Origin of the sequence: uncultured Dokdonia sp. (assembly GCF_937910895.1) — a bacterium.
Lineage (GTDB): Bacteria > Bacteroidota > Bacteroidia > Flavobacteriales > Flavobacteriaceae > Dokdonia.
Window position 1 is genome coordinate 20,402 of the sequence record NZ_CALEMI010000020.1, and the last position, 10,686, is coordinate 31,087.

Genomic DNA, 10,686 nt, shown 5'->3' on the forward strand with positions numbered 1-10,686 from the left:
TTATGGAAATGAAGCTAAGTTGGTTTGAAGTTCCAGTAACAAATATGGAACGAGCGATCTTATTTTATGAGGACGTATTTGGAATTAAGATAGATTTGCAAGATTTTACAGGAGTTCTTATGGGATTTTTTCCAAGACCCGATAACGAAGGAGCTTCTTCGGGTTCATTGATTCAATATAAATCGTGTATTCCAAGTGAAGAAGGATCCTTACTCTATTTTAATGCAGCAGATATTACAGCGTGTCTAGAGCGCGTGAGTACTGCCGGAGGTAAGGTATTACAAAATAAAACCCAGATAAGTGAAGAGCACGGCTATATGGCTACTTTTATTGATTCAGAAGGCAATAAAGTAGCATTGCATAGTACACATTGATGACGTTTTCTCTTATAGAAAGGTAGCAGAAAAGAAACAACAAATCAAAAACGACTATCCGTGAGGGACAGTCGTTTTTCTATATTCTAATCTACGGATGTAGATGGGATTATTAATTTCTTTTCTGAAGTACTCGATACTCTTCGTAACACTCACTGATAGCGTCTAGTATTTGAAGGTCATTTGCCGTAACTATAAAATTGTCAGAATAGTTACAATTATTAAGTATGGCATCTATATCATTTTTGTCAATTTGAAGTAAGGCAACTAATGTTTCTCTGTCAAATTTCTTTTCCAGAAGATTACGCACCGTATCATCTTCCTTCATTTTACGCATCTTTTTGAGCTGTTCAGGTTTCTTTCCAAAGATATTGTAAAGCAAATCTGCAGGATTAAAAATAGCGTTTATAACTCTAGATACTGCACCTGGTTGTGATGCTCCTCCTTCATATCCCGTGTTCAATCCAGAAATGCTAAAGCGTGAATTATTATAAATAGGAATACGCTTAGCATCTATTTCTAAATATCCTGTCAGCTGTATTTGTTGCACGAGAACTTCTTCCAGTGCAATTCCTACTTCTGTCATTTTGATTTTTACATTTCCATATTTTACCCAATCTGCACTTACACGTACTTGAAGTGTTTTGTACCCTAAGTATGAGAAAAACAGCGTATCATCTACTTGCGCTTTGATTTCAAATGCACCGTCAGTGTCTGTAATGGCACCTTTTAAATTGGTAAGATTGACAATATTTACATTCTGTAGTGCTTGATCTGTAGACGAACTTAAAACAGCACCATTAATATATCCTTCTTGTAAAGCAGGAACAGAATCGTTTTTTTGCGAAGGCGTTGTGTCTTCTTGAGCAATAACGGTACTTATTACGCTTACTAGTAATAATGTAAATATTAGTCTTCTCATAGCTGGCATAAATTTATGGATTATGTCGTTAAAAACGAATCAAAACAACATTTTTACCATAAATATAACAATTAAAGCCCCAATCCCAATGTGTCATTAACTACGACGTCTTCTCTTTCCTGAAAATGGTGAATTAGAACTACCACTATCGTCAGATCTGCGAGATGATCTTGGTGCTCCACTTTCTGCACGTGCTGGTTTGCGATCTTCTGATGAAGAACGACGTCTTCTTCTTTCTCCTCCTTCAGAACTCCCATAAGAAGGTCTGTCGGAATCATTACGACGAGGTCTACTTTCTGAAGTCTTTCCGTAAGAAGGACGATCATCACTATTGCGACGACGGTCACCGCCACTACGATCTGAGCTACTGCGTCTATCGTCATTGCTTCTTCTATTACTGCGATCTCCACTTTTAAAACCACCGCTACTACGACGCTCTCCGCCACCACTGCGTCTACGCTCTCCGCTACCTCCACGATTGCGGTCACGACCTCCGCCACCTTGTGTTTCTTCTACACTCACGCGACGTCCATTAAGTTCAAAATCTTCAAAGAGTGCAATTACTTTTTCCTTATGTTCTGTATCTGTATTAAAGAAAGAGAAACTGTCTTTGCAATCTACACGGTAAATTCCATCTTGACCAAGACCTGTTTTTTCTTTTAAAAAGTCTTTTAACTTCATCCAGTCAAAATCATCTTTACTACCTATGTTAATGAAATAACGGGTGGTTTCTCCAGACTCTTCTTTAAAAGCTGCAACAGCATTTTGATTGAGATCTTTTGTTTTTTTGTAATAATTAAAGAAACGTGTAAACTCTACAGAAAAAACTTTCTTTATCAATTCTTCTTTTGTCAAGTCTACTAGTACCTCTTCTATTGCAGGGAGGTAGGCATCTATTTCGTGATTAACTTCTGTATTGTGTATTTTGTTTGCAAGATGAAAAAGTTGTACTTGGGTAATTTCCTTTCCATCAGGAATTGTTTTTTGCTCAAACTTCTTCCCTAGAATTTTTTCTAGTTGTTTAATTTTACGCATTTCACTTTTGGTAACCACTACCATAGAAGTTCCACTCTTTCCAGCGCGTCCAGTACGACCTGAACGGTGTGTATAGGTTTCTATTTCATCTGGAAGTTGGTAGTTGATAACGTGTGTTATATCATCTACATCAATACCACGTGCGGCCACATCGGTAGCGACAAGCATTTGGATTTGTCTTCCTCTAAAGCTTTTCATGACTAAGTCACGCTGATTTTGACTTAAATCTCCGTGAAGTGCAGCAGCATTATAGCCATCTTCTATTAATAACTCAGCTACTTTTTGTGTATCTCTTTTGGTACGACAAAAAATCACAGAAAAGATATCAGGATTTGCATCGGCTAGACGCTTTAAGGCTTGATAACGATCGCGGGTATGTACTACGTAAAACTCGTGGGATACATTTTTTGCACCTTCATTTTTTGAACCTACGGTAACCTCTACTGGGTTTGTCATAAATTCTTTAGCAATACGCGATACTTCTTTAGGCATGGTTGCGCTAAAGAGCCATGTAAGTTTATCTTTGGGTGTATCTGCTAGAATCGTAGTGATATCTTCATAGAATCCCATATTTAGCATTTCATCTGCTTCGTCAAGGACACAAAAACTTAGTTTTGTGATATCCACCATACGTCTGCGCATCATATCCTGCATACGTCCTGGAGTAGCAACTACAACCTGAGCTCCTTTTGAGATTTCTCTAGCTTGTTCTTGAATATTGGCACCTCCATATACAGCAACCACACGTACGCCTTTTACATGTTTGGCATATAATTTCATCTCGTTAGTAATCTGTAGACAAAGTTCACGAGTAGGCGCTATAATAAGACCTTGTGTCGTTTTGCTAGTAGCATCAATTTTTTGTAATAAAGGGAAACCGAAAGCAGCTGTTTTTCCTGTTCCTGTTTGAGCAAGTGCTACCATATCTCGATCTTCTTCGAGTAATATAGGAATTGCTTTTTCTTGAATTTCTGATGGAGTTACAAACCCCATGTCGGCGATTGCCTGAAGTAAAGGCTCGTTTAAGCCTAGTTGATCAAATGTCATTTGATATATTTTATACATTAGCGTGCTTTAAGAAGCGCAACGACGTATAAAAACCACTTGCTTCGATCAACACTTGTGTACCGAATATTAACGATACAAACCCCACCCTGGGGTTTTGAAGGTGCAAAAGTACACTTAATTAATGAATTAAAGTTATTAAATCTTACATTTAATATTACCCTAAATCAGCGATGTGATTTATGAATTTTTCGACTGCTTTTCCGCGGTGTCCTATTTTGCCTTTTAAAGCAAGTGCCATCTGGGCAAACGTAGCGTCATAGCCGTCTGGCATAAAAATGGGATCATATCCAAAACCACCATCTCCGTGACGTTCTTTCGTAATTTGACCTTTGCAAATACCTTCAAAGGTGTAGGTTTTATTCGCTTTCGCGAAAGCGATCACCGTCTTAAATTGCGCACTTCTATCCGTTTGAACCGCTAGATTGATCAAAAGTTTGTTCATATTGTCGGTAGCACTTCTTTGCGGACCTGCATATCTAGCAGAATATACACCAGGTGCATTATTTAAAGCAGTTACTTCAAGACCAGTGTCATCTGCAAAACAATCATACCCATAATGTTCTTTTACATAGTTTGCTTTTAAAAGGGCATTACCTTCTATAGTAGGTGCATCTTCGACAATATCTTCTGTGCATCCTATATCTTCAAGGCTTTTTAATTGAATATAGTCAGGGAGGAGTTCTTTAACTTCCTTGAGTTTATGTGGGTTGTTTGTGGCAAAAACAAGTGTCATTTGTATAGCATTAAGTCTAACAAGTAGCTAAGATACATCAGAAACTGACATAGATATATCATGAGGGTATAAAAATCCTGTGTATATTTAGCATGAATTCAAAATCAAAATCCTTGAAGATTCTATTGTAATATCATAAACAGCATACTGAATAATATGCATATTAAATAGCGTAGTATTACTTGATTTTTAAAACAGATACTAACCCCTTTAAAAACAGAGTATGATTAAACTAAGTTTGATCTTATTCTAATAAACCACGCTTTATGGCAACAACTACCGAAACCACAAAAACACCCTCTGAAGAAACGCCAAGCGTACCTTCTAAAGCAGCTACATCAAAAACCAAAGCAGCAACTACATCAAATAAAGATATGACAGCATCTGGTCAACCCTTAGGAATCTCGCAAGATGTGAAAGAAGAAATGAGTCGTGAGATTAATGAAATGCTTTCTTTTGCCGTCTATAATGGTAAAATTATCAATACAGATGTGGTTACTCTTATACAGAACAGTTCTGTAGATAATCTGGTCAATGCACATAATTTGTTGTGTAAGAATATAGCGCCTGCGACACCAAAGTCTATTGCTTATACTCGAAAACTACGAGAAGATTCGCCAGGAAAGACACTTTTTAGCAAGTTGCCTTTAGTCCGAAATCTTGTGATACTGTCGTTGTTTTTTTTGGTAATTTTTATTGTTACAGGTTCTTCTCCAAATGTTAATAATGCGTCGTTAGATCTTGGAGTTATGAATAACCATGGTTTGTCTTTACTGCTTAATTTAGCTTTTTTGTCTTCTATTTCAGGTCTTGGCGTATCTTTTTATATGCTTAGAAATGTAAGTACTTCCGTAAAAAACGGAAACTTAATTCCAGAGGATAGTATCTATTATATTGCGCTTATAGTGTTAGGTGTGATCGCGGGTTTGATCTTGTCAGAAATCCTTAATCTTTACACCAAAGACCCAGAAGATATCAATCTGTTTAACAAAAGTGTGTTGGCTCTTTTGGGTGGTTTCTCATCTGACGCTATATTTACAATTTTACAAGGATTAATAGATCGTCTCAAATCCATATTTGCACCTACAAACTCATAAATTATGATCACAAAAGAAGAATTTCACAAGGTTGTGCCAGATGTAAACTGGCAGTATATAGAGCCGTATTTGGATATTTATGAGGCAATATTAGATCACTATGAGATCAATACATCGTTACGTAAAGCACATTTTCTAGCACAGATTTCTCATGAGAGTGGGAGTTTTAAATTTGTTTCAGAAAATCTAAACTATTCAGCAAAAGCTTTATATGCAGTTTTTAGAAAGTATTTTCCAACAATGGCAGCGGCTGAGGAATATGCAAGACAGCCTGAAAAAATTGCTAATAAAGTGTATGCCAATCGGATGGGGAATGGAGATGAAGCAAGTGGAGACGGCTGGAAGTATAGAGGTCGGGGTTTGATTCAATTAACAGGTAAGGATAATTACACTTCTTTTTCAGCAGCTACGGGACAAGATTTTGTAGCAAATCCAACCTTGGTGACGCAACCAGAATGGGCATTATCTTCTGCGTGTTGGTTTTGGAAGAAAAGAAGAATAAACAGATATGCCGATACTGATGATATTCATATGGTGACCAAACTTATTAATGGTGGATTTAATGGGCTAGAACATAGGCAACACTTTCTTGATGAGTATAAAAGGCTTTATAATATCTAAACTAAAACTACGAATCAACGTCATTTAAAAAGCGTGATACTTAGTTCGACACTATTAATGATGGTGCCTTTTAATTGTATGAAGTTTATTAAAATAGTGTCTTACTATAAGCGCTTTCGCGAAAGCAAAAAAAGAATCAGTACTTTAAAGCATTAAGGCTATAGTATTAATAACGAATGATTCCTATCCTAATTTTTTGTTTTTAAAGAATGTTATTTATCCATCATCCATCATTTATTACACTAAGTTGAAGATCACAAGTGCATAGGCATAAAAGCGTAAGTAGCGTAAGGCACCAAACAACAGGTAATTCGTAAACTTATATTTAATCATACCCGCAGCAATACTAGTCATCGCAAAGGGAATAGGAAGTAATGCCCCTACTGCTATGATAAGACCTCCCCATTTACGAGTATTCTTAATGTGCTTTTTCATTTTTACTTCCAGATAATTATGTACAGCCGGTATTTTGGTAATGGCTTTTCCCATAAAGAAGGATAAAATGCCTCCCAAATAAGACATGGTCGCTAATATTGTAAGACTTATAAATGGTGATGCTGTTTTAGCGCTCCAAGCAATAAATAGTTCTGGGGGAATAATCCCTAAAATAGATTCTGATAATAGAAACGTGAAGATAATTGTAAAGTCAGAATAGTTGTCGATTACATACGTGAGAGCTGTATTGATATCGATCACAAAATAATTGATGAGCAGTAAAATCCCTACAACAATAAGAATGGCGGGGACTGCTTTTTTTAGCGCATCCTTTATAAAACTATAAAAACCAGTATAACTATAATATTGATGCAATAATTGCAGACGGCTTTTTTTTCTAATTTTAGTAGGATTCATATCTAGTTAATGATGCGAAGTTATTTTGAAATACAAAAGTACTATATACTAGACGTATTTTATATTAATAAATTACTAAAATATAGCAGTATTATTTGATAGGACGTGTTTAGGATGCAGATGTTACATAAAAAAATCTATGTATTTTATTTTCTCTTTTAAGATAAAACAAAAATCACTTATTCTTCTCATTTTAATGAAGTAACCAGTTATTATTGTGCTATCAAGTTTAACAGTAAAAATTTTATTTTCTAAAAGCGAAGTGATCTATATTCTAATTTCAAAACTTGCTATCCAAATCCACAATTTTGTGTTGTATCGCATATACTACAAGCCCTGCAATATTCTTAGATTCTGTCTTGAGTAATAAATTATTCCGATGTCCTTCTACCGTACGGGGACTTATAAATAGCGCTTCTGCAATCTCGTTGGTCGTATGTTGCTTACAGATAAGTTCTAGTACTTCTTTCTCTCTTTTGGTAAAATAAGTAGTATCAAAATTAGATTTAAGCTTTTTCTCAGAGGGATTTAAGAGTCCTTCTTGAATAAATTTTAATACTTGTGAATCATAGTAAAATCCTTTTTCATGAACTTCTTTGATCGTTTTGACCATAAGTTTGGGAGTACTATTTTTAGCGAGATAAGCAACGGCACCTATAGAAATCATATTCACTATAAACGGTTTGCTAAAATAACTCGTTAACGCAACAATTTTTATCTCTGGAAACTCTTTATGAATCAGCTTGGTAGCCTCTACACCGTTAAGTTCTGGCATTTTAAGATCGGTAAGGATAATATCGGGTAATAGGTCACTATCCCGAAGTTGGTCCATTAAGTCTTTTCCATCTGTAGCATCAAAAAGGACATCAAATTCTTTTTCTCTACTTAATATGGCACGCAATCCTTGTCTGAAGAGTAACTCATCATCTGCAAGCACTATTTTTATTTGATCACTCATGATTTTTTTGATTGTATGGTAAATATACTTCCTTTGTCTATCTCGCTCTCTACATGTAGATTACATTCTAAAATAGCAGTTCTGCTTTTGATATTCTGTAATCCAATACCCGATTTCTTACTAATTTTAGATACATCAAAACCATTACCGTTGTCTTTACAGATAAGTGTAAAACTGTTTTCATCCTCTTTTTCTAAAACTATTTTCATACGACTCGCATCCCCATGTCGTATAGCATTGTTGATGAGTTCTTGTGCAATTCTAAACACGTGTAAGTCATTGGTTTTGCTTAGAAAATCTAGTTCATCAATATCGTATTTAATTTGTACTTGTTTTGTTTTACTAAAGTCATCAAAGAGTTCTTCTAAGGCTACTTTAAGTCCAAATTTATCTAAAATAGGAGGTAAAAGGTCATGCGCAATTTTACGAGAGCTTTCTAGGGTTGTTGTAGTGATGCCTAAGATGTGTTCTAATGATGATTTTTGCTCTTCGTTTAAGTCGTCATCATCTAGTAATAAGTTAGCGGTAAGACTCACGACATTCAGGCGGGCACTGATGGCATCATGTAAGTCTTGAGCAATACGCTTGCGCTCTTCTTCTTGAGTAGCAATCGTGGCTTGTAAAATCGTTTTTTGGTGCTCTAGTCTAAGTGCTGCTTTTTCTAGTTCTTTTTGAATGATCTTGCGTCTTGAGTAATGGAAAAACAAGAGCAGTCCCGTAGTCAATAAGACTAGGAATATAATGCCATAAGCAAGTGCCGCTATGACTGAGCCTTGATCTTGTATGATGAGAAACTGTTTTTCCATTCTAGTGTAAATAAGATTAAAAAAATTGAGTATAATATTTTAAGAATAAGCCAGATGTTATTTGAATCTTCTTTACTTAACCCTCTTAAAAAGTTACCCAAGAAAAAAATTAAAGTACTGGATGATAAATAAATTAAAATAGCAGCATTTATATATAAAAATTTCCCTTTAGTCGCCAATGAATTATAAAGATGAATAATCGAATAAGTGATTAATGGAAAGGATGTTAAGAATACTTCCAGCAAATTAAAATAGAAAAACCTTAGAGGATATAATAAATATTGAATGGTTAAAATTAATATAACTACTACAAATAAAGTTTTTACATATTTTTTTTGTTTTTTATCTTTAAATAAATTCAAGTAGAAATATGAAAATAAAATAAATTGGAATATCAAATAAAAATTTGATAAATAAAGATTTTCAATTCTATTGTGGTATAAATATTCTAAAGTTAAAGATGTTATAAGATTTAATATTATGTAAATAAAAATTAAGTTGTAAGCCATAACCTTAGAGAACAGATTATGGCTTCTTAAATATAATTCAACATTTACAAATAATAAACCTAGAGTCAAGTATTGGAAGACATTATTTAAATCTGTAATTGTCATTAATGAATTTTATTTATGATATAATGGACTAGTAGGGTCACATTCATTTGGGCAAGGCCTCGTAAAATCATAGATACCACTTCCATTGATGTTAAACCTATTTCCTGGAGGATATGTTACTCTGTTTTTTTCGTCATACATCACATCAATATCTGAACTAGGTACTAATGGATTTGCCATAGTGCCTACAATTAATAGCTTCTCTCCATACCCATTGGCTTTGAACTCTTTAGGGTCTTTGCCGTTACCGTAGTTAGCATAAATAGTCGTGTCAATACCCATATAAGCACGTACGTCTTGATTATTTGACGCAGCTGTATTACCTGTGATATTACCTGTTGTAGGATCTATAGTGATCACGTCCATTTCGGCTAGAGCCGATAGAAGGTCATCTGTAGGGATTAAAAAAGCTTTTGCATGATCAGGATTCAATTTTTGCCATAAATCAGTATCTGCTACAGCATCTTCAAATGAAATTGTTTTAGTACTCATAAGTTTAGAGGTTTTTGGTTAATAAGTCTCCAAGTTCGCTAAAATTGACTGATTAAAAAACATTTTTATTAAAAACACGTGTTTTTACGGGGTGGTTATTCTTAAAGCACTTCTAAGCTACTGTTTTTATAAGAATTCCTTATTAAAATGTAGTAAACTAAAGCGCATAAAAGCAAAGTGTTACTGTCTTTTGAAGTGAATGGTTTCATAGAATATAGGTTTTCACAATTTTTAAAATCAAGTTGTAATTTTCCCGTAAAACTACGTATAGACATCTTCCAATTCTACAGTAGATTTGTATCATTATAATATGAATAAAATATATTCAATCATGAGAGTTATTCGCTATTTTTCTTCACTTAGACTTTTTGTAATTGCCGTTTTTTTAGTGTTATTTATCATAAGTTTCACTGCCTGCAAGCAAACTGTTGATAGTAAAAAAGTGCTAGTAGATACTACAAAAATAGTTGTTGCCAAAAAGAATGTATATCCCGGATATGACAGTACACAAGTAGCGTATTTAGGAGGTCTTTTTGAAAAAGCGATTCTTGATGCACAAAACCCAACGCCTCAAAAAATAAACACAAATCTCATTCCTATAAAAGGTAATGCCAATCTTCTTGATACGCTTATCAATGGAGAACGTTATATACAAGTAGTCTCTTGGAAATCGCATCCCAGCTATTATCCTAATAAAGGAATAGATAGTACGCAAGGATATGATATATGGGTGACATTGGCTCCTATCATAAAAGATAGTTGCAGGAGTTTCTTTAAAACACAAAAAGATCCAGATATGCGTTTGCGTCAATTATTGGGATTACAACCTTTCACTCCTGAAACCTTCTTCTTAGAATTATGGGTGAAACCAGATGATTTATATCGCCCCTGTCCAGATAATGGGACAAGTGATACCGCTTGTGAATTAAATATTCCTATAGACGTCACTGACGAATACCGTGCATGGTTTAATAAGATACGTGCTGTACAGTATAATGATTGTACAGATACAGAATTTAAAGAATATGGATACCCATGGACTCAATTAGGATATACCTATGATTGGAGTCCAGATAATCCATCGCATATAGGACTTTCTGAGTTTGTCATACAT

Annotated in this window: 11 protein-coding genes; 4 read left to right on the forward strand and 7 right to left on the reverse strand. The window is 34.7% G+C overall.

Translation table 11 applies throughout. The features are described 5' to 3' along the window. Nucleotides 1-2: 2 nt before the first annotated feature. Entirely contained in the window at nucleotides 3-374 is a 372-nt protein-coding gene (locus tag Q0505_RS02235) for a VOC family protein (RefSeq protein ID WP_299208301.1), read from the forward strand. A gap of 112 nt (nucleotides 375-486) precedes the next feature. On the opposite strand, the gene Q0505_RS02240 is transcribed toward Q0505_RS02235, so the two are convergent. The 3 genes from Q0505_RS02240 to Q0505_RS02250 all read right to left on the reverse strand — a co-directional run bounded on the left by Q0505_RS02240 (nucleotide 487) and on the right by Q0505_RS02250 (nucleotide 4,132). Beyond that, nucleotides 487-1,296 (reverse strand): carboxypeptidase-like regulatory domain-containing protein, encoded by an 810-nt coding sequence (locus Q0505_RS02240; protein ID WP_299208303.1) that lies wholly within the window; start codon nucleotides 1,294-1,296, stop codon nucleotides 487-489. A gap of 96 nt (nucleotides 1,297-1,392) precedes the next feature. Continuing rightward, nucleotides 1,393-3,378 (reverse strand): DEAD/DEAH box helicase, encoded by a 1,986-nt coding sequence (locus Q0505_RS02245; protein ID WP_299208305.1) that lies wholly within the window; start codon nucleotides 3,376-3,378, stop codon nucleotides 1,393-1,395. A gap of 175 nt (nucleotides 3,379-3,553) precedes the next feature. Then, nucleotides 3,554-4,132: a non-canonical purine NTP diphosphatase gene (locus Q0505_RS02250; RefSeq protein WP_299208307.1), complete on the reverse strand. Its 579-nt coding sequence runs from the start codon at nucleotides 4,130-4,132 to the stop codon at nucleotides 3,554-3,556. 266 nt (nucleotides 4,133-4,398) lie between these two features. Here Q0505_RS02250 and Q0505_RS02255 point away from each other — a divergent pair, with 266 nt between their 5' ends. Both Q0505_RS02255 and Q0505_RS02260 read left to right on the forward strand, forming a co-directional pair. Further along, on the forward strand, nucleotides 4,399-5,229 hold the full coding sequence (locus tag Q0505_RS02255) for a hypothetical protein (RefSeq protein WP_299208309.1): 831 nt from the start codon (nucleotides 4,399-4,401) through the stop codon (nucleotides 5,227-5,229). A gap of 3 nt (nucleotides 5,230-5,232) precedes the next feature. Continuing rightward, nucleotides 5,233-5,850 carry a glycoside hydrolase family 19 protein gene (locus tag Q0505_RS02260; protein ID WP_299208310.1) on the forward strand — a complete coding sequence of 206 codons (618 nt, stop codon included), beginning with the start codon at nucleotides 5,233-5,235 and terminating at the stop codon, nucleotides 5,848-5,850. Nucleotides 5,851-6,087: 237 nt separating this feature from the next. On the opposite strand, the gene Q0505_RS02265 is transcribed toward Q0505_RS02260, so the two are convergent. From Q0505_RS02265 to Q0505_RS02280, 4 genes are all read right to left on the reverse strand, one after another. Then, nucleotides 6,088-6,702 (reverse strand): short-chain dehydrogenase, encoded by a 615-nt coding sequence (locus Q0505_RS02265; RefSeq protein ID WP_299208311.1) that lies wholly within the window; start codon nucleotides 6,700-6,702, stop codon nucleotides 6,088-6,090. A 280-nt stretch (nucleotides 6,703-6,982) separates the two neighbouring features. After that, the gene (locus tag Q0505_RS02270) at nucleotides 6,983-7,660 is read right to left on the reverse strand and encodes a response regulator transcription factor (protein ID WP_299208313.1); all 678 of its coding nucleotides are present in this window, start codon (nucleotides 7,658-7,660) and stop codon (nucleotides 6,983-6,985) included. Further along, nucleotides 7,657-8,466 carry an ATP-binding protein gene (locus Q0505_RS02275; RefSeq protein WP_299208315.1) on the reverse strand — a complete coding sequence of 270 codons (810 nt, stop codon included), beginning with the start codon at nucleotides 8,464-8,466 and terminating at the stop codon, nucleotides 7,657-7,659. Before Q0505_RS02275 ends, Q0505_RS02270 begins: the two co-directional genes overlap by 4 nt. Before the next feature lie 623 nt (nucleotides 8,467-9,089). Further along, nucleotides 9,090-9,572: a hypothetical protein gene (locus tag Q0505_RS02280; protein WP_299208317.1), complete on the reverse strand. Its 483-nt coding sequence runs from the start codon at nucleotides 9,570-9,572 to the stop codon at nucleotides 9,090-9,092. Between the two features lie 331 nt (nucleotides 9,573-9,903). On the opposite strand from Q0505_RS02280, the gene Q0505_RS02285 reads away from it, so the two are divergent. Then, nucleotides 9,904-10,686 (forward strand): hypothetical protein (locus Q0505_RS02285; RefSeq protein ID WP_299208319.1); only part of this gene is annotated, 783 nt, incomplete at its 3' end.

What these genes read in the sequence shown, in the direction of transcription:
- Q0505_RS02235 (WP_299208301.1), top strand. Translation starts at nt 3, where the DNA reads ATGGAAATGAAGCTAAGTTGGTTTGAAGTTCCAGTAACAAATATGGAA.
- Q0505_RS02240 (WP_299208303.1), bottom strand. Translation starts at nt 1,296, where the DNA reads ATGAGAAGACTAATATTTACATTATTACTAGTAAGCGTAATAAGTACC.
- Q0505_RS02245 (WP_299208305.1), bottom strand. Translation starts at nt 3,378, where the DNA reads ATGACATTTGATCAACTAGGCTTAAACGAGCCTTTACTTCAGGCAATC.
- Q0505_RS02250 (WP_299208307.1), bottom strand. Translation starts at nt 4,132, where the DNA reads ATGACACTTGTTTTTGCCACAAACAACCCACATAAACTCAAGGAAGTT.
- Q0505_RS02255 (WP_299208309.1), top strand. Translation starts at nt 4,399, where the DNA reads ATGGCAACAACTACCGAAACCACAAAAACACCCTCTGAAGAAACGCCA.
- Q0505_RS02260 (WP_299208310.1), top strand. Translation starts at nt 5,233, where the DNA reads ATGATCACAAAAGAAGAATTTCACAAGGTTGTGCCAGATGTAAACTGG.
- Q0505_RS02265 (WP_299208311.1), bottom strand. Translation starts at nt 6,702, where the DNA reads ATGAATCCTACTAAAATTAGAAAAAAAAGCCGTCTGCAATTATTGCAT.
- Q0505_RS02270 (WP_299208313.1), bottom strand. Translation starts at nt 7,660, where the DNA reads ATGAGTGATCAAATAAAAATAGTGCTTGCAGATGATGAGTTACTCTTC.
- Q0505_RS02275 (WP_299208315.1), bottom strand. Translation starts at nt 8,466, where the DNA reads ATGGAAAAACAGTTTCTCATCATACAAGATCAAGGCTCAGTCATAGCG.
- Q0505_RS02280 (WP_299208317.1), bottom strand. Translation starts at nt 9,572, where the DNA reads ATGAGTACTAAAACAATTTCATTTGAAGATGCTGTAGCAGATACTGAT.